The 23,452-nt window shown below is 73.1% G+C and carries 20 protein-coding genes and 1 pseudogene; 6 read left to right on the forward strand and 15 right to left on the reverse strand.

The genetic code is table 11. The features are described 5' to 3' along the window. Positions 1 to 123: 123 nt before the first annotated feature. The 3 genes from ACFV20_RS11445 to ACFV20_RS11455 all read right to left on the reverse strand — a co-directional run bounded on the left by ACFV20_RS11445 (position 124) and on the right by ACFV20_RS11455 (position 2,660). Entirely contained in the window at positions 124 to 1,293 is a 1,170-nt protein-coding gene (locus tag ACFV20_RS11445; RefSeq protein ID WP_385655147.1) for a lactate 2-monooxygenase, read from the reverse strand. An 80-nt stretch (positions 1,294 to 1,373) separates the two neighbouring features. Then, complete coding sequence (locus ACFV20_RS11450) at positions 1,374 to 2,069, reverse strand: alpha/beta fold hydrolase (RefSeq protein ID WP_385655149.1); 696 nt, start codon at positions 2,067 to 2,069, stop codon at positions 1,374 to 1,376. Between the two features lie 33 nt (positions 2,070 to 2,102). Then, on the reverse strand, positions 2,103 to 2,660 hold the full coding sequence (locus tag ACFV20_RS11455) for a hypothetical protein (RefSeq protein ID WP_385655150.1): 558 nt from the start codon (positions 2,658 to 2,660) through the stop codon (positions 2,103 to 2,105). Between the two features lie 326 nt (positions 2,661 to 2,986). On the opposite strand from ACFV20_RS11455, the gene ACFV20_RS11460 reads away from it, so the two are divergent. Then, positions 2,987 to 3,421, forward strand: coding sequence for a protease inhibitor (locus tag ACFV20_RS11460; protein WP_385655151.1), 435 nt, complete (start codon positions 2,987 to 2,989; stop codon positions 3,419 to 3,421). A 164-nt stretch (positions 3,422 to 3,585) separates the two neighbouring features. Here ACFV20_RS11460 and ACFV20_RS11465 read toward each other — a convergent pair whose 3' ends face one another. The 3 genes from ACFV20_RS11465 to ACFV20_RS11475 are packed head-to-tail and all read right to left on the reverse strand — an operon-like array spanning position 3,586 to position 5,458. Then, positions 3,586 to 3,792, reverse strand: coding sequence for a CDGSH iron-sulfur domain-containing protein (locus ACFV20_RS11465; protein ID WP_385655152.1), 207 nt, complete (start codon positions 3,790 to 3,792; stop codon positions 3,586 to 3,588). After that, entirely contained in the window at positions 3,773 to 4,405 is a 633-nt protein-coding gene (locus ACFV20_RS11470; RefSeq protein ID WP_385655314.1) for a HemK2/MTQ2 family protein methyltransferase, read from the reverse strand. Before ACFV20_RS11470 ends, ACFV20_RS11465 begins: the two co-directional genes overlap by 20 nt. A gap of 45 nt (positions 4,406 to 4,450) precedes the next feature. Next, a complete protein-coding gene (locus ACFV20_RS11475) occupies positions 4,451 to 5,458 on the reverse strand; it encodes an iron-containing redox enzyme family protein (RefSeq protein WP_385655154.1) in 1,008 nt (335 codons plus the stop codon). Between the two features lie 67 nt (positions 5,459 to 5,525). On the opposite strand from ACFV20_RS11475, the pseudogene ACFV20_RS11480 reads away from it, so the two are divergent. After that, positions 5,526 to 5,843, forward strand: a pseudogene (locus tag ACFV20_RS11480) (flavodoxin family protein); the annotation flags it as partial. A gap of 21 nt (positions 5,844 to 5,864) precedes the next feature. On the opposite strand, the gene ACFV20_RS11485 reads toward ACFV20_RS11480, so the two are convergent. Beyond that, entirely contained in the window at positions 5,865 to 6,065 is a 201-nt protein-coding gene (locus tag ACFV20_RS11485; RefSeq protein ID WP_385655155.1) for a hypothetical protein, read from the reverse strand. 69 nt (positions 6,066 to 6,134) lie between these two features. Next, positions 6,135 to 7,142, reverse strand: a complete 1,008-nt coding sequence (locus ACFV20_RS11490; protein WP_385655156.1) for a Ppx/GppA family phosphatase — start codon at positions 7,140 to 7,142, stop codon at positions 6,135 to 6,137. Between the two features lie 134 nt (positions 7,143 to 7,276). On the opposite strand from ACFV20_RS11490, the gene ACFV20_RS11495 reads away from it, so the two are divergent. Further along, on the forward strand, positions 7,277 to 7,618 hold the full coding sequence (locus ACFV20_RS11495; protein WP_385655157.1) for an ArsR/SmtB family transcription factor: 342 nt from the start codon (positions 7,277 to 7,279) through the stop codon (positions 7,616 to 7,618). 6 nt (positions 7,619 to 7,624) lie between these two features. Further along, positions 7,625 to 8,152, forward strand: coding sequence for an SRPBCC family protein (locus tag ACFV20_RS11500; RefSeq protein WP_385655158.1), 528 nt, complete (start codon positions 7,625 to 7,627; stop codon positions 8,150 to 8,152). Positions 8,153 to 8,156: 4 nt separating this feature from the next. Here ACFV20_RS11500 and ACFV20_RS11505 read toward each other — a convergent pair whose 3' ends face one another. From ACFV20_RS11505 to ACFV20_RS11520, 4 genes are all read right to left on the reverse strand, one after another. Beyond that, positions 8,157 to 10,982: an NHLP bacteriocin export ABC transporter permease/ATPase subunit gene (locus ACFV20_RS11505; protein WP_385655160.1), complete on the reverse strand. Its 2,826-nt coding sequence runs from the start codon at positions 10,980 to 10,982 to the stop codon at positions 8,157 to 8,159. 1 nt (position 10,983) lies between these two features. Then, positions 10,984 to 13,209 (reverse strand): NHLP family bacteriocin export ABC transporter peptidase/permease/ATPase subunit, encoded by a 2,226-nt coding sequence (locus tag ACFV20_RS11510; protein ID WP_385655162.1) that lies wholly within the window; start codon positions 13,207 to 13,209, stop codon positions 10,984 to 10,986. Continuing rightward, positions 13,206 to 14,012: an HlyD family efflux transporter periplasmic adaptor subunit gene (locus ACFV20_RS11515; RefSeq protein WP_385655163.1), complete on the reverse strand. Its 807-nt coding sequence runs from the start codon at positions 14,010 to 14,012 to the stop codon at positions 13,206 to 13,208. Before ACFV20_RS11515 ends, ACFV20_RS11510 begins: the two co-directional genes overlap by 4 nt. A 140-nt stretch (positions 14,013 to 14,152) precedes the next feature. Continuing rightward, positions 14,153 to 14,368, reverse strand: coding sequence for a type A2 lantipeptide (locus ACFV20_RS11520; protein ID WP_385655165.1), 216 nt, complete (start codon positions 14,366 to 14,368; stop codon positions 14,153 to 14,155). Between the two features lie 748 nt (positions 14,369 to 15,116). On the opposite strand from ACFV20_RS11520, the gene ACFV20_RS11525 reads away from it, so the two are divergent. After that, positions 15,117 to 16,520, forward strand: a complete 1,404-nt coding sequence (locus tag ACFV20_RS11525) for a S1 family peptidase (protein WP_385655166.1) — start codon at positions 15,117 to 15,119, stop codon at positions 16,518 to 16,520. Between the two features lie 115 nt (positions 16,521 to 16,635). Here ACFV20_RS11525 and ACFV20_RS11530 read toward each other — a convergent pair whose 3' ends face one another. Then, positions 16,636 to 18,792 carry a SpoIIE family protein phosphatase gene (locus ACFV20_RS11530; RefSeq protein ID WP_385655316.1) on the reverse strand — a complete coding sequence of 719 codons (2,157 nt, stop codon included), beginning with the start codon at positions 18,790 to 18,792 and terminating at the stop codon, positions 16,636 to 16,638. A gap of 316 nt (positions 18,793 to 19,108) precedes the next feature. Between ACFV20_RS11530 and ACFV20_RS11535 the strand changes: the two genes are divergently transcribed. Continuing rightward, on the forward strand, positions 19,109 to 19,717 hold the full coding sequence (locus ACFV20_RS11535; RefSeq protein WP_385655168.1) for a LuxR C-terminal-related transcriptional regulator: 609 nt from the start codon (positions 19,109 to 19,111) through the stop codon (positions 19,715 to 19,717). A gap of 55 nt (positions 19,718 to 19,772) precedes the next feature. Here the strand turns inward: ACFV20_RS11535 and ACFV20_RS11540 are convergent, their stop codons facing one another. Together ACFV20_RS11540 and ACFV20_RS11545 are read right to left on the reverse strand one after the other, a co-directional pair. Then, the gene (locus tag ACFV20_RS11540; RefSeq protein ID WP_385655170.1) at positions 19,773 to 21,506 is read right to left on the reverse strand and encodes an ATP-binding cassette domain-containing protein; all 1,734 of its coding nucleotides are present in this window, start codon (positions 21,504 to 21,506) and stop codon (positions 19,773 to 19,775) included. A 46-nt stretch (positions 21,507 to 21,552) separates the two neighbouring features. Continuing rightward, entirely contained in the window at positions 21,553 to 23,355 is a 1,803-nt protein-coding gene (locus ACFV20_RS11545) for an ABC transporter ATP-binding protein (protein ID WP_385655171.1), read from the reverse strand. Positions 23,356 to 23,452: the final 97 nt, after the last annotated feature.

Genomic DNA, 23,452 nt, shown 5'->3' on the forward strand with positions numbered 1-23,452 from the left:
CTGGTTCTCGGCCCACGCAGGGGCCTCGGCCCACACCGGGTCCTCCTCGGCCTGCGCCGGGTTCCCGGCCTGCGCCTGGTTCTCGGCCCACGCAGGGGCCTCGGCCCACGTGGGCTTCCCGGCTCAGACCGGATTCTCGACGAGGTCGGCCGGACCGATTGTGGCCGGCGTGGCATGGCCCGACAGGGCGAGCGTCAGGTCGAGTTCGGCGAGCAGACAGCGGATGACGTGCTCGACGCCGGCCCGGCCGTCGAGGCCGAGGCCGTAGACGTACGGGCGGCCGACGAGGACCGCGCGGGCGCCGAGGGCGAGGGCCTTGAAGACGTCGTCGCCGGTGCGGACACCGCTGTCGAAGAGGACGGTGAGCCGGTCGCCCACGGCTTCCGTCACGCGGGGGAGGGCGTCGGCCGCGGCCACGGCCCCGGCCACCTGACGGCCGCCGTGGTTGGAGACGACCACGCCGTCCATGCCGGCGTCGGCGGCCAGGAGCGCGTCGTCCGGGTGCAGGACGCCCTTGAGGACGATCGGGCCGTCCCAGTTCTCCCGCAGGAACGTCAGGTCCGGCCAGCTCTTGGCCGGGTCGGAGAACATCCCGACGAAATGCATCACGGCCGCGTTCGGATCCTCGTGCACCGGCCTGGCCAGACCTGCCTGGAAGGCCGGATCCGAGAAGTAGTTGGCCGTGCCGACCCCGTGCAGGAACGGCAGATACGCCTGGTCCAGATCGCGCGGCCGCCAGGACAGCAGCGGCGTGTCCAGGGTGACGACCAGAGCGGTGAACCCGGCCGCCTTCGCCCGGTGCAGGAAACTGCGGGCCACCTCCGGGTCCTTCGGCCAGTACAGCTGGAACCAGCGCTCGGCGTCGCCCATCGCCTCGGCGACCTGCTCCATGGGGGTGCTGGACGCGGACGACAGGATGTACGGCACGCCCTGCGCGGCGGCGGCCCGGGCCGCGGCGGACTCGGCGTCCGGGTGCATGATCGACAGCACTCCGACCGGGGCCAGCGCGAGGGGCGCCGGCAGGGCGCGGCCCAGGACCTCGACCGACAGATCCCGGTCGTGCACGTCCCGCAGCATGCGCGGCACGATCCGGCGGCGCTCCAGGGCCGCCCGGTTGGCGCGGGCCGTACTGCCGTCCCCCGCGCTGCCCGCCACATATCCGACCGGGCCGGGTCCGAGCCGCTGCTCGGTCAGCTCCTCCAGCCGGGTCAGATCGGTGGGCAGCCGCGGCACGGCGCCCGTCATCCCGTTCAGATAGATCTCGTACTGGAAGTCCGCCCAGTGCTTGCCCACCGTACGCCCCGCCTCTCGTCGTCTCCTCGTCGAGACCGTGCAGAAGGGCGACGATACCGAGCGGTATGCAATCCGGTGGATCAGGGGCGGATCGCTGCCCGGTGCAGCACCCGGGCCAGGGCGGCCGGCTGCGAGAACATCGGCCAGTGGCCGGTGTCCAGCTCCACCAGCTCCCAGTTGTCACTGCCGAGCAGCGCGGCCACCGCCGGCATCGGTTCGCCGCCGTCGAGGAGGCACTTCACGTACGTCGCCGGCAGCTCCTCCAAGGGGCGTGCGAGAACGGCCGGTTCGGTGAGCGTGACGCCCGGGTGCGGGGTCGCTCCCACGATGCGGGCGATCTGGGCGTCCGTCAGTCCCTGCCCCGCGTACTCCTCGGGACCGGGTGGGGGCCAGTGGCCGCCGTGTGCGTCGATGGTCCGCCGTACGTGCTCGCTGGGCCAGCCCGACAGGAACGACTCCCCGTGCACCGGCACGTTCGCGTCGACGAACACCACCCGCCGCAGCCGGTCGCCGATCCGCTCGGCGGCCTGCCCGACCGGTATGCCCGCGTAGCTGTGCCCGACCAGGACGACGTCCCGCAGGCCGAGCCGCTCCACCTCCTCGACGATGTCCCGGACGTGCGTCTGCTGCCCGGCCGGCTGTGTGTCCCGTCTCTCGGCGAGGCCCGTCAGCGTCAGCGCGTGGACCTCGTGCCCGGCGCCGCGCAGTTCCGCGGCCACCTCGTCCCACGCCCACGCCCCGAGCCATGCCCCTGCCACCAGTACGAAGTCGGTCATGCCGGCAACGTAGCCGAGGGGTCTGACAGCGGTTCACTCCTCCCCGTCCGCGCGCGGTGCGGGGTCCGGCTCGGTGTCCGGGCCCTGGGCCCTGACGCGCTGCACGTGTTCGAGGGACTCGCGCAACTCGGCGAGCCAGTCGTCGGTGTGGCGCTGGACCAGGCGCACGCACCAGGCCAGCGCGTCGCTGCGACTGCGGGCGACGCCGCCGGCGATCAGGGTGTCGAGGACCTGGCGTTCGGGCTGGCGCAGCCGTGTCATGACGGGGGCGGCCACGTGCGTGAAGAGGGTCCGTCGCCCGCCGCACTCCACGCCCCAGGACACCTTGCGGCCGAACCGCTGCTCGGCCTCCCGCGCCACGGCCATCCGGTCCTCGCGGGTGCGCTCCCGGAACTCCTGCGCGCGGCTCTCCAGGGCCGCGTCCCGCTCGGCGTCCGGGGCGTCCCCGGCCAGCCGGGGGGCCGGGATGCGGCCGATGACGGTGATCTCCTCGCGGTCGACCGCGATCTCGGTCAGCTCCTCGAAGAGGTCGTCGGGCAGGCGGCCGGTGAACCAGCCGCGGAGCTTCTCTCTCTGCTCTTTCGTAATCATGTAATGACGATTACTCGACCGCTCCATGAACACAAGGGGTCACAAAGCAGTCGGCCGAGAGCGGAATCGGAATGTTTCAGGCCTATTAACGAACGCGCGGCAATCGGCCATCTGGCCGCTTCATGCCCCCGGGAACCGCGCAGTTACGGGCTTCACGCGCGTCGATTCCGTAACTTCACGCCACTGATTCAATACGCAATGTTACTGAAACCCGTGGGGTCGATGTGTGTTTCCGCGGCGGACTCGGCAGACTCGCGCTCGCCGCTCCGGGCACCGACCGAGCACGGGACGGCACACCCTGTAATCGATGCGGAAGGATGCACACAATGCGGACCACCGCGCGCTGGGCCACGACCATCGGCATGACGGCCACCGCCGTCTGCGGACCCCTCTCCGGGGCCGCGCTCGCCTCTCCGGGTCAGGCCCCCACCGCGCTCTACGCCCCCTCGGCCCTCGTCCTCACGGTGGGCCACGGGGAGAGCGCGATCGCAGCGACTCCGGAACGCGCGGTCACCCTGACCTGTGCGCCGACGCCCGCCGGAACACACCCGGCGGCCGGCGCGGCCTGTGCCGAACTGCGTGGCGTCGGCGGCGACTTCAACGCCCTGACCGCGAAGGACGGCGTCATGTGCACCAAGCAGTACGACCCCGTGGTCGTCACGGTGGACGGAGTCTGGCAGGGCAAGCGCGTCTCCTACGAGCGCACCTTCTCCAACGACTGCATGAAGAACGCCTACGGGACGGGAGTCTTCTCCTTCTGAGAGGGCTGAGCCCACAGACCGGGATCGCGCCGTACCCGTGAGGCACAGCGGGCCGTGGCTGGGGAGCCGGGCCGTTGTCACGAGGAGTCGCGATCTCGCGCAAGGGGGCCGGCGGGCGGAGTGGGGCCGCCCGCCGGCCTCCGGGTCGTTCGACGTCCGGGCGCTCAGGCCCGGTCGCGGTGGCTCGTGTCGCACCACGGGTAGCGGCGGCTGCGGCGGCAGGTGCACAGGGCCACGCGGAAGCGGTCGGAGGAGACGACGGAGCCGTCCTCCAGCTCCACCTCCACCGGACCCTCCATCAGCAGCGGGCCCTTGCGCCGGACACTGACGCGGCGCGGCGCCGCGGACCGGTCAGACGGGGAGTTCGGCACGGACGACCACCAGCTCTTCCTTGTCCTCGGCGGCGGGCAGCAGCCCCCGCTCCCGCAGCCAGGCTTCCCGGCCGCGCAGCACGGGGCCGAGCGCGATGCGGTGCCGACGGGTCACCGCGGCCTTCAGGCCGGCCGAGCGCAACTGCCCCACGGTCAGGTCCGGGGCGCTGAGCGCCGACTGCACGAGCAGCAGCACCCCGCCCGGCCGTAGCAGCCCGGGCGCCTCGCGGCAGATCCGGTCGACGACCAGCCGCCCGTCGGCGCCCGCGTCCCACGCCCGGGCCGCACCCCGGGGCGGCCGGTGAGGCCCGTCCGGGGACGGAACGTACGGCGGGTTGGCCAGGATGAGATCGAACTTCCTTCCCTGCACGGGCTCGAAGAGGTTCCCGTGCCGGATGCTGACCGGGAGCCCCGCGAGCCGGGCGTTCAGCCGCGCGGCCCACACGGCGCTCCAGGACACGTCCACGGCGGTCACCCGGTTGCCGCGGCGTGCGGCCTCCAGGGCCAGGGCGCCGCTGCCGGTGCCCACGTCGAGGACGTCCGCGCCCGGGCGCAGCGGCTCGTCGGACAGGGCACCGGCCAGCAGCTCGGTGTCCTCCTGGGGGGCGTACACGCCCGGGAGTAGCAGTGCAATCACGGACGCCGGGTACCCCGAAAATCAGGAGATATGAGCTGCTTCCTGGGCAAGGGGAGCACGGAGTGACGAACGAGATGCGCGCCAGTCGGCCAGGAGCCGGGCGCCGAAGCGTTCCTCCACGAACTCGGTGGCGTCGATGCCGAAGGCGACGTCCGGGGCGAGATACGGCTCGCGTTCCAGCAGTCCGCCGATGACGTCGTGCCGCACCACCTGCTCGTGGACCGCGTCCGCCTCGACGTGCTCGTCGTAGAAGTGCTCTGCGGCCGGCCCCGCGCCGGTGCGGCGCATCGCCTCGGCGAGCCGACGCGACCCCGGTGACGAGGTGATCTCCACCGTCGCGAAGTGCCCGACCAGGGCGCCCCTGAGGGCCCGGTGCAATCCGAAGAGGGACATCATGTTCACCGTGACGAGGGCCTCCGCGCACGCCGCGTCGAGATAGCGGCCGTAGGCGGTGTCCAGGCCCAGGTCCGCCATCAGGTCGGCGAAGAGGCGGGCGTGCACACGCTCCGCACGGCCGCCGCCCCACTCGTCGAACTCCACCGCCGCCATCGCCGCCTTCGCCCGGCCCGACAGCCGCGGCAGCACCCAGGCGTGCGGGTCCGCCTCCTTGAGGTGGTAGAGGGAGCGCTGGGCCGCGTACTCGCGCACCTGCCACAGCTCGCCCTCGTCACGCAGGAAGTGGCTGACGCCCGTGCCCTCGACGGGCTCGACCAGCAGCCCGGCCAGTGCCTCCTCGACGCTGTCGTGGACGTGTGCGTCACTGCGCAGGGTGGACAGGAAGCGGTGCTCCATCGCCACGCGGACGCGCAGGAGGTCCGGGTCCCACTCGCGCTCCGGGGGGACGTCCGCGAAGCCGCGGTAGTGCAGCTCGTAGCAGAGGTAGAGGGCGAGCTGGAGGTCGTCGCCGTACACGTCGGCGCGGGCGACCTCCTCCAGGCGGGGCAGCCGGCCCGCGCCTCGCAGGTAGGCGTCGACGCCCCTGCTCAGCGGTCCGCGCGGGGTGGGAAGTGGTGGTCCTTCGTGCTCCATGCGTGCCGGGTACCCGCCCGGCGACCGGGGTCACCCGCCGCGTGAGGCCCGCCCAGGGGGGACTCCGGACGCGATGCTGTCCGAGACCGACGAGGAGGGCCGGCCGGTGGCCTGCAACCGGGTGGCGGGGGTGGTCGTCACCGGCGACGAGGACGGAGCCCATCACGTGATCAACGAGATCACGGGCGGCCTGGAGGACATCGGTTACACCATCCCCGGCCAAGCCTGGACGTACTGGAACCAGGGGCCGGGACCCGGGCCGAGCTTCCTCGACGCCGAGCGGGGCCACGACTGGTCGCGGTCGACCGGGCGGGCCATGGCGGCGAACCTGCTCGGCGTCGCCCGGGCCCTTGCCGCACGGCCGCTCGGTCCGCCGCCCGGGTAGCCGGGACGCGCCCGGCTCCCGTCAGTCCCCCTCGGACTCCTCCTGCGCGCGCGTGTTGGGGGTGACGGCCTCACCGGCCTCGCCCCGGTGGCGGCGCTCCTCGGCGGAGTCCCGGGTGCGGTTCTCGGCGTCCTCGACCTCGCGCAGCACCTCTTCGAGTGCTGTCTCGGCCGGCTTGCCGTGCCGGTCCTCGTCGTGGTGCTTGTCCTGGTGCTCGGACACAGGGTGCTCCTTTCCGTGTGCGGTACGTCCGGTCGTGGCGGGGGTGGTCAGCAGGTCATGCGGGGGTGGTCAGCTGGAGGCCCGGGCGATGCGCAGCGGCACCGGGTCGGCCGGGGCGGCCTCCTCGCTGCTCCTGGCGACCTCCGCCCACCAGGAGGGGCCGTCCTCGATGTGGCGCAGCAGCACGCCCTCGCGGATCGCCCAGGGGCAGACCGTGACGGCCTTGATGCCGGTCAGCTTCAGCGCGGTGTGCCCCACCACCGCTCCGGCCAGGCTCTGCGCGGCGCGCGGTGCGGAGATGCCGGGCAGGTGTGCGCGTTCGGCGGCGGGCAGGGCCGCCAGCTGCGTGATCGCCGTCCGCAGGTCGGAGCGGCGCATCTGCCGTTCCACAAAGGGTCCGTGGCGTCCGGGCGCCGCGCCGCACAGCCGGCCCAGCTGCTGGAAGGTGCGGGAGGTGGCGACCGCCGTGCGCGGCCCCTCCCAGCGGATCCGCGCCGCGACGTCCCGCAACTGGTGACGTACCTTGCGGCGCAGCGCACGGACCAGCTCCGGCGAGGGAGGGTCCTCGTCGTCGAAGAACTCGTGCGTCAACCGCCGCGCACCCAGCGGCAGCGACGCCACGAAGTCCGGCAACCGGCCGCGCCCGAAGGCGACTTCGAGGGTGCCGCCGCCGATGTCGAGCAGGGCGAGCGGCCCCGAGCGCCAGCCCATCCAGCGCCGGGCCCCGAGAAACGTCAGCTCCGCCTCGACCTCGCCCGGCAGGGTGCACAGGTCGACGCCGGTACGGGCGCGGACGGTGCGCAGCACCTCGTGCCGGTTCGGGGCGTTGCGCACCACGGCGGTCGCGAACGCCGGCGGGTCGGCCGCGCCCCAGCGGGTCGCGGTCCTGCTCGCCTCGGCCACCGCGTCCACGAGTTGGGCCACGGCCTGCTCCGGGACGGGTCCCCCCGGTGTGACCTGCTCGGACAGCCTGAGCCGCCACTTGGCGGTGTGCACGGGCAGCGGCACCCCGTCCACCGCGTCCGCGACCACAAGTCTGACCGTGTTCGATCCCACGTCCACCACGCTGATTCGCATGGCCGGTGGGTACCCATTTCCGGGGCGGCCCAACAGACGGCGCGGCAGACAAGAGCACCGCCCGGCCCGCGAGCACGAGGGTCCACCACTCATATTCCTTGACACGCATATAACTCCAGAGGCATATTGGAGGCATGTCCGACGCCGCCCTGTGGACCGCGCTCGCCGACCCCCACCGGCGGGCCATCGTCGCCCTGCTCCTGGAACGGCCCCGGTCCGTCGGTGAGATCGTCGAGGCGTGCGGACTGAGTCAGCCGAGCACCTCCAAGCATTTGAAGGTGCTGCGCGAGGCGGGACTGGTCCGGGTGCGGCAGGACGCCCAGCGACGCGTCTACGCCCTCGACCCCGGCCCGATCGCCGCCCTGGATGCCTGGCTCGCCCCCTACCGCGCGCTGTGGAACAAGAGCCTCGACGCGCTGGGCCGCCGCCTCGACGCGGCACCGGACGCTCCCGAACCACCCACTTCGAAGGGCTGATCAGCCATGACCGCCGACCTCACCGGCACCTATCTGACCCTGGACGACGGCCGCCCCGCCGTCCGCTTCAGCCGCCTCTACGACCATCCCGTGGAGCGCGTCTGGCAGTTCGTGACCGACGCGGACGAGCTGGAACGCTGGTTCCCCGCCCGCGCCGAGATCGAACTGCGCCCCGGCGGCGCCGTCAGGTTCAGCGGTGACCCGCACATGGAGGACTCCACCGGCCGGGTCCTCGCCGTCGACCCGCCCCGGCACCTGTCGTTCGAGTGGGGCGGGGACGAACTCCGCTTCGACCTGGAGGAGACCGGCCAGAAGAGCACCCGCTTCACGCTCACCAACGTCCTCGCCGCCCAGGACAGCGCCGCCCGCAACGGCGCCGGCTGGGAGGTGTGCCTGGCCGCACTGGACGCCAGGGCGCGCGGCGAGACGACCGCCGGTCCGCACGCCGGGGCCGACGCGCCCTGGAAGGAGCTGTACGCCGCCTACGTCGCGGCCGGCCTGCCCTCGGGTGCGCCCGTGCCCGGACTGGACTGACGCCTCACGCCATCTGGCGGCGCACCAGCTCGTGCAGCCGCCCGCTCGTGTCGGCGAGGAGCTGTGCGGGCGGACCCTGCTGGATGACCTTGCCGTCCTCCATCACCACCACCCGGTCGGCGTCCATCACGGTCGACAGCCGGTGCGCGATGACGACCCGGGTCGCGTTGAGCGCCTTGGTGCTCTCGATGACCGTGCGCTGCGTCTCGTTGTCGAGCGCGCTGGTCGCCTCGTCGAAGAAGAGGATGCGGGGCCGCCGGATCAGCGCCTGGGCGATCATCAGCCGCTGGCGCTGGCCGCCGGAGACGGCTCCGCTGCCCGCGACGATGGTGTGCAGCCCCATCGGCATCCGCTTGATGTCCTCGGCGAGACCCGCCATCTCCGCCGCCGCCATCGCCTCCTCCGGCGTGTACGGCTCGGTGCCGCAGATGACGTCGAGGATCGATCCGGTGAACGGCTGCGCGTGCTGGAGCACCACACCGCACTGGCGGCGCACCGCCGACTGGTCCAGGGCCGCCAGGTCCTGCCCGTCGTACAGCACACTGCCCGACACGGGCCGGTCGAAGCCGATCAGCAGCCGCAGCAGCGTCGACTTCCCGCAGCCGCTCGGGCCGACCACCGCGACGAACTCGCCCGACCGCACCTCGAACGACACGTCGTCCAGGACCAGGGGACCGTCGTCCGAGTAGCGGAACGACAGCCGCCGCGCCTCGATCGCCCCGGTCAGCGGACCCGGCCGGGTGCTCGCCGTGCGCACCTCCGGCGTCGCGTCCAGCACCGGCTTGATCTCCTCGAACAGCGGCAGCGCGGCCACCGCCGAGACGAACGAGCCCGTCAGCTGTGTGACGGAGGTCAGCACCATCGTCACCGAGGTGTTGAAGGTGAGGAACGCCGCCGCCGACATCGACCCCCGGGCCGGACCGGCCAGCAGCATGAACATCAGCAGCGTGCACAGCGGCAGGTACACCGCGCCCAGCACCGTCGTGAGGTTCTTGATGCGGCCGACCTTCTGCTGGAGCTCACGGCTGCGGGCGAACTCCGACGCCCACGCGGCGTACGCGTAGTTCTCGGCGGCGGCCACCCGCAGCTTGGGCAGTCCGCGCAGCGTCTGGAACGCCTGGTTGTTCAGCTTGTTGGAGAGCACCACCAGACGCCGCTGCCAGCGCACCTGCCACAGCCCGAGCCCCAGGAACACGGCCGCGATGACGACGAGCATGCCGATCGCGGCCATCGCCATCGGCACGCTGAACCAGAACAGCAGCCCCAGGTTCATCGCGCCGATCGTCACCGACTGGGCGACGGTCGGCCCGACACCCGCGAGCAGGCGGCGTATCGAGCTGATGCCCATGGCCGCGCTGGCCAGTTCGCCGGTGGAGCGCTCGGTGAAGAACTTCGTCGGCAGCCTCAGGAGCCGGTCCCACACCGCCGGCTGGAGCGTGGCCTCGATCCGGCCCTCGATCCGCAGGATCGTCAGGTTCTGCAACAGCATGAAGGCCGCGGCCACCACACTGCTCAGCATCACCGCCAGACACACCTGCACGATCAGGCCCGTCTGCGCCTTCGGCACGAACTCGCCCAGCACCTTGCCCGTCGCGACCGGCACGAGCGAGCCGATCGCGACCGTCACCAGACCGCTGAGCAGCAGACCCGTCAGGTCACCGCGCATGCCCTGCATGCAGAACCGCAGCAGCCCCAGCGGACTGAGCCGCTTGTCCGGCAGCGGGCGGTAGAACATCACCGCGCGCGGCTCGAACTCGTCGGCGTTGGCCTTCTCGACCGGCGTCTCACGCCCCGTCGACGGATGCACCGCGACATAGCCGCCGCGCCGCCACAGCAGCGCCACCGGCGCCCCCGACAGGGCCCGCTGACCCACCAGCGGCCCCACGTCGTCCCGCCACCAGCGGCCGTCGAGCCGAACGGCCCGGGTCCGCACGCGCGAGGCCAGGGCGACCTGTTCGACCGGGTCGAGGCGGTCGCCGCCGGTGCCCTTCTGGGTCGGCTCGGTGATGCGGATCCCGGCTGCCTGCCCGACCAGCTTGCACGCCGCGTACGTGGCGTCGGCGTCGGCCGGCGTGGTCCGCTTGCCCGACCGCTTCCCGATGGAGGCGAGCAGCGTCCGGTCCGCTTGGGCGCGCACCGCCTCACCGGCCTTGATGCCCTCGGCGGTGCGCGACTCGTGCGTGCGCTCCAGCTGCTCGATCCAGCGGTCCAGCGTGGTCAGCAGCCGGTACTGCTGGTCGACCATGGACTGCCACAGCGCCGGGTCCATCAGCAGGTCGGCCGCGGCCTCCGCGCCGTACAGCGAGCCGTACTGCACGCTGCCCGGCGGCACCTGCATCCAGAACACGTCGTCGTCGGTGGGGGCCGCCGCCCGCTCGGTGGCCATCGGCGCCTGGAACAGGATCGACAGGCTGCGGCCGACCCCGAGGGCGAGCGCGTACTCCAGCGGACTCGTCGTCGGCGGCACGTACTGCGGATTGCCGTACTCGTCGTACGACCAGGTCGCCGTATGGGCCGGCTGGTACAGCTCGCGCAGACCGATGCGGTGCACCACGCAATCCCGCAGCGGCCGGGCCACCAGGGTGTGCTCCGGGCCCGGCACCGGGCCGAGCACCAGCGAACCGGCCTCCAGACGGCCGAGGTGGTGCCAGTGGCCCTGCTGCCCGGCGTCGACCGCGAACAGGTCCACGGCGCCGGAGGCGACCAGCCACAGCACCTGCGGGCCTTCGAGGTCGAGGCGGTTGAAACCGGCGCAGTCGATGCGCGAGCCCATCTGCCCGAAGGCGCCCAGCACGAGGTCGCCGTCGTGCCTTTCGTGAACGGTCGTCATCTCACCGCTCCCTGACCAGGGCCGCGTACGCACCGCCGCGGGCCACCAGGTCCTCGTGCCGTCCCCGCTCCACGACCGTGCCGTGCTGCAGGACGACGATCTCGTCACTGTCGCGGACCGTGCTGAGCCGGTGCGCGATCACCACACAGGCGCAGCCGCGCCGGCGCAGGTTGTCCATCACGACCTGCTCGGTCTCCGCGTCCAGCGCGCTCGTCACCTCGTCGAGCACCAGGATGCTCGGCCGCCGCACCAGCGCCCGCGCGATCTCCAGGCGCTGGCGCTGCCCGCCGGAGAAGTTGCGGCCGTCCTGCTCCACCTTGCTGTGGATGCCGCCCGGGCGGCGCGTGATCACGTCGTACAGGGCCGCGTCGCGCAGCGCGTCCTCCACCGCGTCGTCCGGGATCGAGGGGTCCCACAGCGCCACGTTGTCGCGGACGGTGCCCTCGAAGAGGAACACGTCCTGGTCGACGAAGGACACCGAGGCGGCCAGCGCCCCGCGCGGGATGTCCTCGATGCGCTGCCCGTCGATGCGGATCACGCCCTCCCAGGGCGCGTACAGCCCGGAGATCATCCGGGACACCGTGGACTTGCCGCTGCCCGAGCCGCCCACCAGCGCCACCTGCTGCCCGGGCCCGACCGTCAGGTCGAAGCCGGCCAGCAGGGGTTTGTCGAGGGGGCTGTAGCCGAACGTGATGTTCTCCAGCTCGACATGGCCCTGGAGACGGCGCGTCGACTCGGCGCCGCCCGGGCGGCCGTAGAGCGGGTCGGCCTGGAAGTTCTCCACATCCTTCAGCCGGGCCACGTCCGCGGCGAAGTCCTGGATGCGGCCCGCGACACCGTTCAGCCGGGTCAGCGGGGCCGTGAAGCGGGTCACCAGGGCCTGGAAGGCGACCAGCAGACCCACCGAGATGTGCCCCTCGACCGCCCGCATGCCGCCGATCCACAGGATCAGCGCGCTGTTGAGGGTGGCGAGCGTCGGCGCGACCACGCCGAGCCAGGCACTCGGCACGCCGAGCCGCTGCTGCTCCTCCAGGGTGGTGGCGTGCTGCCCCGCCCACTTGCGGAAGTAGCCGTCCTCACCGCCGGTGGCCTTCATCGTCTCGATGAGCTGGAGGCCCGTGTAGGCGGTGTTGGTGAGGCGTGCGGTGTCCGCGCGCAGCTTCGCCGTGCGGGTCGCGCGCAGCCGGATGACGATCCGCATGGCCACGACGTTCAGCAGGGCCACGCCGATGCCCACGAACGTCAGTTGCGGGTCGTAGGTGTACAGCAGCACCGCGTACAGCACGACCACGACCGCGTCCACGCCCGCCGCCGCGAGGTCCCGGGACAGGGTCTCGGACACCGCGTCGTTGGACTGCAGCCGCTGCACCAGGTCGGCCGGGCTGCGCTGGGAGAAGAACGTCACCGGCAGCCGCAGCAGATGCCGCAGGAAGCGGGCGCTGGACAGGGTCGAGGAGATGATGCGGCCGCGCAGCAGGTTGGCCTGCTGGAGCCAGGTCAGCACGACCGTGAGCAGCACGCAGGCCGCCATCGACGTGAACAGCACGCCGAGCAGCGAGGTCTGGCCGCCGATCAGGAACTCGTCGATGTAGGTGCGGCTCAGTGCGGGCACCGCCGCGCCGACCGCCACCAGCAGCAGGCTCGACATGACCGCGGCGGGCATCGTGCCCGCGGTGCCGCGCAGCCGTGCGGGCATGGCGCCCAGCACGCCCGGCTTGCGGCCGCCCCGGGTGAAGTCCTCGCCGGGCTCCATCACCAGCACGACCCCGGTGAAGCTGCCGTCGAAGTCCTCCATCGGCACGAAACGGCGGCCCTTGCCCGGGTCGTTGATGTAGACGCCGCGGCGGCCGAAGCGCCGGCCCATGCCGTCGTAGACGACGTAGTGGTTGAACTCCCAGAACAGGATGGCCGGCGACTTCACCTCGGCGAGGGCGGCCAGGTCCATCTGCATGCCCTTGGCCGTCAGGCCGTAGGAGCGGGCCGCCTTGAGGAGGTTGCTGGCACGGGAGCCGTCCCGGGAGACGCCGCAGGCGATGCGCAGCTCCTCCAGCGGGACGTGCTTGCCGTAGTGGCCGAGCACCATCGCCAGGGAGGCGGCGCCGCACTCGACGGCTTCCATCTGGAGCACCGTGGGGGTGCGGACGGTCCTGGCCCGGGCCTTGGGCACCTTGCGCTTCGGCGGGGCGGCGCGGCGCCTGCTGCGGGGTTCCTGTGCGGTCGCGCTCATGGCAGCAGCCAGTCGACGGGACGCTGGTCGGCGAGCCGGATCGAACCGGAGGCCAGCGTCATGGAGGTCAGCTTGAAGGGGGGCCCGTCCGCGGAGGACCAGCGGTAACCGCTCTTCGTGGCGGAGGACTTGTCCAGCCGCACCGTCACGGCCACCGGCCTGCCCTTCTCGGTGAACTGCTCGCCCAGCTGGCTGTCTCCGAGGAAGGCGGCGATCGACTGCGGGGACTGCGCCGCGCGGTCCACCGACTTCACATGGCCGCGCAGCACGCCGTACTCCTGTGTCGGCACCGACTGCACGGTGAGATCCACGGCCGCGTCGTCGGGGATCGCGGCGGCGTTCTCCGCCGGGACGTACACGGTGGCGTAGAGCGGATCGCCGGTGTGGGCGACCTTCTCCACGGCGGCGACGTTCGCGCCGGTGCGGATGATCTGCCCGACGGTCGCGGCCAGCGCCGAGACCCGGCCCGCGGCGAGCGTGCGGACCACCGCCTCGCCCTGGGCCGTGCGGACCTTGAGCACGGGGGAGTTCGCGGGGACCTGCTCGCCCTGCTCGGCGAGCACCGCGGTCACCTGGCCCGCGACGGGGCTCTGCAGCAGATAACTGCCCTGCCCGTGCGTGATGATGGCGGGCGCGCTGACGGTGGAGGTCACCGAGCCGGTCACGGCCCACACCGAGGCGGCCGCCATCGCGACGACCGTCACCGAGAGCACGAGCCAGCCCTGCGGTCGGGCGAAGCGCACCGGGAGGTCGAGTTCCTCCGGGGACTGGAGCTTGGCGAGGGCCTGTTGGCGGAACTGCAAGGAACTTCCCTCACCCGTGGAAGAGGTTCATACGGGACCGTGGAGGAGGCGAAACGGAACCCTGGAAGAGGTGCCTGCGGAACCCGAAGAACCCGGAACCGCCGGCTGCGGTTCCGGGAATCAACGGCACAAAGGCTCGATCAGAGGCCGGCGACCAGACCGGTGACCGGGGCCGTGTTCAGGCCGGTGACGCCCTCGACGGTGCCGACGGCGGTGTCGACCAGGCCGGAGACCGGGGCAATGCCGTCAACGGTGTCGGTGACGGTGTTCACGGCGTTCACGGACAGGCCGCCGGAGATGGCGTCGAGCTGGGCGTCGGCGATCTCGACGGTCTCAACCTGGGGGGTGGAGTTCATGGTGGAACTTCCCTTCATATGGATATCTCACAAGGGGGGAGCGGCCCCCTCTGGGGACAGATGACGGCCGCGACCGCGAGCACCGGACATCTCGTTTCCGAGTGCCCTGAGCGGCCCCCGCGGTGCGATGGATCAAAGCACGCCGCAGCTCGCCGCTTCCAATCAACCACCTCCCTCACCAGGCAACTTGCGCCCCAACGGCACCGATCCGTGGAGGTCTGCGCACCGCTTCGCGGCGAGTTCTTCACATGCGCCATCGCATCGGCGCATCCGAGGTCTTGAGTCGCCGGGAGGCGAATCCGGCACTCCCGCCCCAAAGGCGTGAGCGACACGGCCGGCCTGTGGACAACCCTCCTTTCGGTGACCGGGTTGAGCATTCGATGTGCAGATTCGCTGAAGCCGGGGTTTGACTCCGGAACTGCGACAGATCGTTCCCGACCGGATACGGAGCGTTTCCTTCCGGTGGGGCTGACGCGGCGTCCGTTGCTGAAAGGCCGTCATCCGGCCATGGCGCGCCACGGGCCCCGCCGGGGCCGGCCCGCCGGACCGGCCGCTGCGAGCAGGGCGCTCTCTCTGTGCGCGGGTCCGCTTGCCCACGGCGGGAGTTGGCTGATTCCGCGGTGCGAAGGGATCACTTGCAATCGGAATTGAACGCCCCGCGCGGCCCGTGCGTACCAACAGCCATCCAGGCGCCCCCCAGAAGCTGCCGGACGGCGGCACCTACTCCGTTCCCCAGGAGGAGAGAAGTTTGAGTCACAAGCGAATTCCGAAGCGCAAGGCCGCGATAGCGGCGGGCGGCGTGGTGGCGCTCGGCGCCGCAGCGATCCTCCTCCCCAACGCCAACGCCTCGCAGGACGGTTCGTCCGGCGACGCGGCGGCCGCGCCGAAGACCCTGAAGGCGGGCGACGCCTCGGATCTCGCCTCGCAGCTCTCCGGGCTCCTCGGTGAGGCGTTCGGCGGCTCCTACTACGACGGCGACAACAAGCAGCTCGTCGTCAACGTCGTCCCCGGCGACAACAACAACGTGATCGTGCAGGCGAAGGCGGCCGGGGCGAAGGTCCGGGAGGTCGAGAACAGCTGGTCGGAGCTGCAGGCCGGGGCCTCGACGCTGAAGTCCGAGGCGACCATCGCGGGCACCTCGTGGGCGATCGACCCGCGTACCAACAAGCTCCTGGTGACGGCTGACAGCACCGTGACCGGCGCCAAGTGGGACAGACTGGAATCCACCGTGCAGGAGCTCGGCTCCGGCATGGCCACGCTCAAGAAGTCCTCCGGCACCTTCAAGCCGTTCGTGTCCGGCGGCGACGCCATCTTCGCGGGCGGCTCACGCTGCTCCCTCGGCTTCAACGTCACCGCGAGCGACGGCTCCCCGGCCTTCCTGACCGCCGGCCACTGCACCCTCGGCGGCAACGAGTGGTCCGACACCCAGGGCGGCCAGCCGATCGCCACGGTCGACCAGTCGACCTTCCCCGGGAACGGCGACTTCGCACTCGTGAAGTACGACGACCCGGCGACCGAGGCGCCCAGCGAGGTCAACACCGGTGACCAGACCGTGCCGATCACCGAGGCCGCCGAGGCGACCGTCGGCCAGCAGGTCTTCCGGATGGGCAGCACCACCGGCCTCAACGACGGCCAGGTGCTCGGTCTGGACGCCACGGTGAACTACCCGGAGGGCACGGTCACCGGCCTCATCCAGACCGACGTCTGCGCCGAGCCCGGCGACAGCGGCGGCTCGCTGTTCACGCAGGACGGTCTCGCCATCGGCCTGACGTCCGGCGGCAGCGGTGACTGCACGGCCGGCGGCGAGACGTTCTTCCAGCCGGTGACCACCGCCCTGAAGGCCGTCGGCGCGACCCTCGGCGCGGGCGGTGCCGCGGGCGCCGGTGCCGGTGCCGGTGACGAGGCCGGTGCGGGCCAGGAGGCGGGCGCGGGCGCCGGTGAGGAGGCCGGTGCCGGTGACGAGGCCGGTGCGGGCGCGGGTGAGGAGGCCGGAGCCGGTCAAGAGGCCGGCGCCGGTGCCGGTGAGCAGGCCGGAGGCGACGAGGCGGGCGCCGGAGCGGGTCAGGACGCGGGCGCCGGTCAGGACGCCGGTGCCGGTCAGGACGCCGGTCAGGGAGCCGAGGACCACTCCGGTCTGACCGAGTCCCGCTGACCCCGGCACAACCGTCGGCAGCCGGTCCGACGCAGCCGGCCCGGTTCCGCCCCCTTCCTGGCGGAACCGGGCCGGCTCCCCTGCGTCCCCGGCCGGCTGCCGACCCCCACCGGCCCTACCCGAGGGCCCTGATCAGCAACAGGGCGATGTCATCGAGCCGTTCCTCGCCGTCCGTGTGATGCCGCTCCTGGTGGACGAGCCGGTCGGCCAGCTCGTCCAGCGGCAGGTCCCCGGCCTCACCCAGCCGCCGGCCGAGATCCGCGAGGGCCTCCTCGAAGTCCGTACCGGGGGACTCGACGAGACCGTCCGTGTAGAGGACGAGCAGCGAACCGGGGAGCAGGGCGACCTCCGTCGTGGGATACACCGCCGAGGCGTCGATGCCCAGCAGCGGACCGCCCGCCAGGTCGAGGACACGCACCTTGCCGTCCGGCCGTCGCAGCAGCGGCGGGGGGTGCCCGGCCCGGGACATCACGGCCCGCCCGTGCTCCGGGTCGAGCCGCAGGTACAGACAGCTGGCGAACAGGTCGGACCCCAGGTCGAGCAGCAGCCGGTTGGTGCTGCGCATGACTTCCTCGGGCGCCTGCCCCACCGTGGTGTACGCGCGGACCGCCGTGCGGACCTGGCCCATCAGCCCGGCCGCGGTCACGTTGTGGCCCTGCACGTCCCCGATCACGGCCGCCGCCGTGCCCTGGGCGCCGACCAGGTCGTAGAAGTCGCCGCCGATGTCCATGCCCTGAGTGGCCGGCACATAGCGGCCGACCGCCTCGATGCCCGGCAGCGACGGCAGGGAGTGCGGCAGCAGCGCCTCCTGCAGGCCGTGCGCGAGCCGGTGCTTGGCGTCGTAGAGCAGCGCCCGCTCCAGGGCCTGGGCGATCAGCCCGGCCATGCTCGTCATCACGGCCCGCTCCTCCGTCGGGAACGGGTGCGGTGCTGCGTAGGAGAGCACACACGTGCCCACCGGGCGGCCCTGGGCGATCAGCGGCAGGAACGCCCAGGCCGCGAACCCGTCGGGGGTCGCGAGCCGCGCCGGGTACAGGCGCTCCAGCTGCTCCTGCGACTCGAAGAACGCGGGCACGCCGGTCCGCAGCACCTGGGTGCCCGGTGTCGACTCGGTCAGGGGCATCCCGTCGAACCGCTCCACCACATGCGGGTCCCGGTACCCGCGATGCCCGAGCACCCGCAGCCGCCTGGCCTGCGAGCCCAGCATGACCAGGGCCTGGCTGCCCACCGCCGGGGCGATCTCGTCGGCGACCAGCTGCACCACGTCCTGCACGCCCACCGCCTCGGTGAGCGCTCCGGCCAGGTCCAGCACCTGCGAGATGGTGACCAGCCGGGACGGCGCCTCGTCGGACGGCGGAGCGGTCCGGTTCATCCGGGACACGGCCCGGGACCTGGTGATGCGGACGCTCAGGCCCGTCGTGCTCGGGTACAGCCGGAACGACAGCCACTCGCCGGGCGGGCGCAGCGCCACGAACGAGGTGACGTGCTGGCTCAGCAGCGCCGCCCGGTAGCGGTCCTCGTAGACCGGGTCGTTGAGCCAGGGCACCGATGCCCACAGCTGGGTGCCGAGCAGCCGGCTGACCGGGACGTTCAGCAGCTCGGTCGCCGCCGCGTTCACGAAGCCGACCCGTCCGTGCAGGTCCAGCGAGACCAGACCGTAGGGCAGCCGGCTCACCATCCGGGCCGCCTCGACCGTGCCGAGCGTGCCCGCCATGCCGCCCACCAGGGGCGAGGCGAGCAGGTCGGTCTCGGGGTGCGGCGGGACGCTGTGCTCGGCAGCCCGCTCCAGCCGGACCGCCAGCCGCCCGCAGGCCGCGGTCAGATGCTCGCGCTCGTGGTCGGACATCTCCGGCGGGTGCGCACCGGGCCAGGTCACGAAGACCGCGCCGTAGACGGTCGTCTCGGTGGCGACCGGCACCGCGGCCAGGGCGAACGGGTAGGGCAGCACCACGGCGATCCGCGGGTAGAGGCGGGCCATCTCCTCCTCGCCGCCGACCCACACCAGCCGCCGTTCGCGCGCCGCGTCGGCGACCGGGATCGGCGCGCTCAGGCCCACCCGCTCCCAGGGCGCCGCGAACGCCCGGGGCAGCCCGGCCATCACCGCCATCTCCAGCACCGGCTGATCCTGCGCCATCAGGTACACCGCGCCGGAGTGGGCGTGCACCTCGTCCATCATCGAGGCCAGTGCCAGCGAGAGCAGGGGGCGGCCGACCGGCGTCCGGGCGGCTGCCGGCGCCTGTGCGGACGACTGCCCGTCGGACACGCCGACCACCTCCTCGCACGGCCGCGCGACCGGGTTCAGGAACAAATCTCCCCCCTGGCGGCCCGTCCCGCACGACGAGCGGTTCCTCGACGATGTCGGTTACCGTCGGTCACACGTGGGCCTGCCCCGCAGGAGGCGCTGTCGTACCCCGACCGTCCCGACCCATGCCCCCGCAGTCGAAGCGTGGCCGGGCGTACGGGCGCCGGGCGTGCGCCCCCGCGCCTCCTGATGGCCGGTTCTTCGCGCCCACGCAGGGTCACGGTCGCGAACAATGGGCACGCGTTCACCACGACGAGGGGGCGTACGGCGAGCGGAGGGGGTGGCAGTGATCCGGGTGCTTCTGGTCCACGACGAGTGTCTGGTGCGGTCGGTGCTGGCGGAATGGCTGCGGCAGGAGTCCGACCTGGCGGTGCACGACACGTCGTGGCGCGGCGCGCCGGGCACGGTGCGGTCGGTCCGGCCGGACGTGTGCGCGGCGGACCTGGAGTGCGCGGACTCCTACGGCATTCCTCCGCTGGGCGAGCTGTGCCGGCCCGGGCCGGACCGCGCCCGCCCCCGATTACTCGTGCTCGCCACCGCGAACCGGCCGGGTCTGCTGAAGCGGGCGGTCGAGGCGGGGGCGCTCGGGTACGTCGACAAGGAGGGATCCCCGCAGAACCTGCTGCGCGGGATCCGTCGTGTTGCTGAGGGGGAACGTTTCGTCAACGACTCGCTGGGCTTCGGGTTCCTCAAGGCGGCCGAGATGCCGCTGACCCGAAGAGAGCTGAGCGTGCTGTCGCTCGCGGCCGAGGGAGCCTCCATCGCGGAGATAGCCGGGAGCCTGCACCTGTCCCACGGCACGGTGCGCAACTACATGGCCGCCATCACCCGCAAGACCGGCGCCCGCAACCGCATCGACGCGATACGCATCTCCCAGGGCCAGGGCTGGCTCTGACCGCTGCGCGTTCGCCCCAGGTGGTCTCTCTCGCTGGAGCACGGACGGCCGACGCCTACCGGGCCGGGGCCGGGGCCCAGCTTCCGGCCAGATCCCGGTACAGCGCGGAGGACCGCAGCAGCTCCTCATGGCCCCCGTACGCCGTGCTCCGGCCGTCCATCACCAGGATCCGGTCGGCGCGGCGGGCCGAGCTGATGCGGTGGGCCACGACCACCAGCGTCCCGCCCGGCCGCGCGGCGAACGCCCGCTCGGCACGCTCCTCCGCCCCGGGGTCCAGATGACAGGTCGCCTCGTCCAGCAGGGCGAGCGGGGCGTACGACAGATAGGCCCGGGTCAGCGCGATCAGCTGCCGTTCGCCCGCCGACAGCGCCGTGGGATCGACCCGGGCGCCGAGGCCGCCGAGCCGGGCGGCCAGCGGGGCGAGGCCGACCGCATCGGCCGCGGCCCGCAGCTCCTCCTCGGGCACCGGGCCCGGACGCAGATAGGCGAGATTCTCGGCCAGGGTGCCGCCGAAGACGTATGCCTCCTGCGGGATGAGTACCCGCGCGGCTGCGGCCTCCGGGCCGGGCACGGGGTGTCCGGCGACCCGGACGGTGCCGTGCGAGGGCGTGAGCAGCCCCGCCACCAGCGCGGTGAGCGTGGACTTGCCGGTGCCGCTGGGACCGACGACGGCCAGGTGCGCACCGGGTGGGAGGTCGAGGTCGAGGTCGTGGACGACGGGCGCACTGGCGGGACCGTAGGCGAAGGTGACGGACCTGAGGGAGAGGGCGGGGGGAGGGGTGGGGCGGTCCGCTGTGACGTCCGGCGGCACCGGCCCGCCCCCGTCCTGGACGCGGCTGTCCGGCGGAGGGGGCCCGGCGTTCGTGCCGGCCAGTCTGCGCAGCACCACGGTCAGGCGGGAGCCGCTCGTGCCCAGCCCGTGGATCAGGTTCTGCAGGGCCGGGAGCAGTGACTGGGTGACGTAGGCGAGGGCACCGACCAGGGCGCCCGCGGTGACACCGTGGGCCAGCAGCCAGGGGGCGGCGGCCAGCAGCAGCACGATCGGCACCTGCCCGCCGATCGTCAGGGACGCCACCCGCAGCACGCCCCAGTGGGCCAGCGCGCGCGCCGCCCGCAGTTCCGCCGCGATCGTGTCCCCGGTGCCCGCGGCGATCTGTGCCTCGGCACCGGTCGCCGTGACGTCGCGCAGGCCCGGACAGACGGTGCCGAGGTCACCGGCGAGAGCCTCGTCGGCGACCAGGAACGCCTCCTGCCGCCGGGCGAGGGGCCGCAGTGTCGCGGCGAACAGCGCCATGCCCACCGCCAGGGGCGGTCCCACGACCAGCAGCAGCGGCGGGGCGAGTGCGAACAGGCCCGCCAGGGCGCCGACGGAGGTGAAGACGAACGAGCGGGAGACCATGACCAGTCCGGCGAAGGTGTCCCGGGCGATCTCCACCTGCTGGGTGAGCCCCGACAAGGCCCCGGCCTCACCGGTCCGCACCCCGCGCGAGACCACCCGTTCCACGAGCCGGTCCCGGAGCGGTTCGACCAGGTCGGCGACGGCCGCGTAGACCCGGGCGGTCCCGAACGCGCCGACCAGGACGCCCAGACCGGTCACCGCCAGCCAGACCAGTCCGACATCGGCCCGGCCGCGCAGGAACCCCTCGTCCAGGGCCCGGGCGGGGCCGTAGCCGATGAGGAAGGTCTGCCCGGTCTCCAGCACGGACCAGGCGGTGAGCCGCAGCAGCACCCGCGGACGGGCCAGCAGGAAGCGCAGCCCCCGGGGGGCGAGTCCGGGGCCGGTGGTCACGGCCGCACTCCGGGCCCGGCAGACCCACCCGTCCACGTCCGGCCGCTCATGCCGTCACACCCCTTTTCCCGCTCGCCACGCCCTGGGTGTCCGGGACCGGCCGGGCACCGCCGTTCGCGCCCGGGGCGCCGGCGGGGTCCGCCCCGTCGCCGAACACCGCCCGGTACTCCGGCAGCCGCCACAGCTCCTCGTGCCGTCCCACCGCCCGCACCCGCCCTGCGTCCAGCCACGCCACGGCATCGGCGCACGCGGCCGTCGCACCCCGGTGGGCGACCAGGAGCCGCGTGGTTCCCGAGCCGTCGCCGAAGAGCGCCTCGGTGATGTGGCGTTCCGTCACCGTGTCGAGACTGGAGAGGGCGTCGTCGAGGATCAGCAGGCGCCCACCGTGCGCGAACGCCCGGGCCAGGCCCAGCCGTTGCGACTCGCCGCCCGAGCGGGGGGCGTCCGCGACAGGCGTGTCGTACCCGTGCGGGAGACGGCGGACGAAGTCGTCCGCGCGGGCCGTGCGCGCTGCCTCCCGGACCAGGCCGGGGGAGGGGGCGGCCAGGCCGAGCCCGATCGCCTGCCCGACCGTCCCGCCGAGGAGCGCGGGCCGGGCGAAGGCGTAGCCGACGGCGGCCCGCAGGTCGTCGTGGCGCAGCTCGTGCAACGGCACACCGTCGAGCAGCACCTCGCCCGCGTCCGGGTCGGTCAGCCGTCCGGCGAGCGCGGCCAGCAGCGACTTGCCCGCACCGGACCGGCCGACCACCGCCAGGGTCGTGCCGCCCGGCACGTCGAGGTCGACCCCGTCGAGCACGGTGCGCCCGCCGCGCCGGGCCGACACCCCGCGCAGCTCCAGCCGCCCGGGCCCCTCGGGCAGCCGCCGGTCGCCGTACGCGGTGACGGGCTCGGCCTCGACCTCGCCCAGGCGCCGGGCGGCGGCCCGGGCCCGCGCCAGGCCCGCGAGGCGGCCGACCAGCACGCCGACTCCGGTCGCCAGCACCGCGTACCGGGACGCCGCAAGCACCTCGCCCACCGAGAGCCGGTGCCGGGTGAGCAGGACCCCGGCGACGGCGACGACCGCGAGCTGCAGCAGCGGCGCCACGGCGACTGCCCGGGCGGCGGCCCGCCCCTGCACCCGCCACATGCGGTGCCCGGCCCGGGACAGCTCGGGCAGCGGCCGCAGCACCCGGGCCGTCTCCCGGCCCTGCGTGCCGGCCGCCCGGACGGTGCGGACCCCTTCGACGGCCTCGGCCAGCCCGGCCGCGATCCGGCCCTGGGCCTGCTGGTAGCGCGACGCGCTCTCGGAGGTGTCCCGGGAGACGGCGCGCAGGAGCAGCGCCAGCACGGGGGCCCCGGCGAGGAACACGGCAGCGAGCCAGAAGTCGATCACCGCGAGGGCGACCACCCCGCCGGCCGGCCCGGCGAGCGCGGCCAGCAGCGCCGCACGGGCCGCCGGGGTGGTGCCCGCCTCTGCGGCGTTGCCCACCAGGCGGGCCACGAGGTCACCGGAGCCGAAGAGGTCGGCGGCCCGCGGGCCGACGCCCAGGACGTGCCCGGTCAGCCGTCGGCGCAGCCAGGCCGTGGTGCGGGCGTCGACGGTGCCGGTGAGGACGGTCTGGGCCGCGTCGAGCAGACCCAGCAGCAGGACGAGGCCGGCGCAGCAGAGCACCCAGCGGGTCGCGGGGGCGTGCGCCAGCACGAGATCGAGGGCCCGGCCGAGCACGGCCGGGAGCAGCAGTCCGGCACCCGTGGCGGCGATGCTCACCAGGCACAGCGCCACACAGCGCGACCCGCTGTACCGGCCGGCCGTGCTCAGCAGCGTGCGCGCGTGTCCGGCCGCCGGGTCGTCGTCGCCGCGCGAGGTCATACGGGCCTTTCCTGGATCACGGGCCTTGCTTGCATCACGGGCCTTTCCTGGATCACGGGCCTTGCTTGGATCACGGGCCTTGCTTGGATCACGGGCC

This window comes from Streptomyces sp. NPDC059696 (assembly GCF_042733745.1).
Lineage (GTDB): Bacteria > Actinomycetota > Actinomycetes > Streptomycetales > Streptomycetaceae > Streptomyces.

Coding starts and splice junctions, on each gene's coding strand:
- ACFV20_RS11450 (WP_385655149.1), bottom strand. CDS start 2,069: ATGACCGACTTCGTACTGGTGGCAGGGGCATGGCTCGGGGCGTGGGCG.
- ACFV20_RS11455 (WP_385655150.1), bottom strand. CDS start 2,660: ATGATTACGAAAGAGCAGAGAGAGAAGCTCCGCGGCTGGTTCACCGGC.
- ACFV20_RS11460 (WP_385655151.1), top strand. CDS start 2,987: ATGCGGACCACCGCGCGCTGGGCCACGACCATCGGCATGACGGCCACC.
- ACFV20_RS11475 (WP_385655154.1), bottom strand. CDS start 5,458: ATGGAGCACGAAGGACCACCACTTCCCACCCCGCGCGGACCGCTGAGC.
- ACFV20_RS11490 (WP_385655156.1), bottom strand. CDS start 7,142: ATGCGAATCAGCGTGGTGGACGTGGGATCGAACACGGTCAGACTTGTG.
- ACFV20_RS11495 (WP_385655157.1), top strand. CDS start 7,277: ATGTCCGACGCCGCCCTGTGGACCGCGCTCGCCGACCCCCACCGGCGG.
- ACFV20_RS11500 (WP_385655158.1), top strand. CDS start 7,625: ATGACCGCCGACCTCACCGGCACCTATCTGACCCTGGACGACGGCCGC.
- ACFV20_RS11505 (WP_385655160.1), bottom strand. CDS start 10,982: ATGACGACCGTTCACGAAAGGCACGACGGCGACCTCGTGCTGGGCGCC.
- ACFV20_RS11510 (WP_385655162.1), bottom strand. CDS start 13,209: ATGAGCGCGACCGCACAGGAACCCCGCAGCAGGCGCCGCGCCGCCCCG.
- ACFV20_RS11520 (WP_385655165.1), bottom strand. CDS start 14,368: ATGAACTCCACCCCCCAGGTTGAGACCGTCGAGATCGCCGACGCCCAG.
- ACFV20_RS11545 (WP_385655171.1), bottom strand. CDS start 23,355: ATGACCTCGCGCGGCGACGACGACCCGGCGGCCGGACACGCGCGCACG.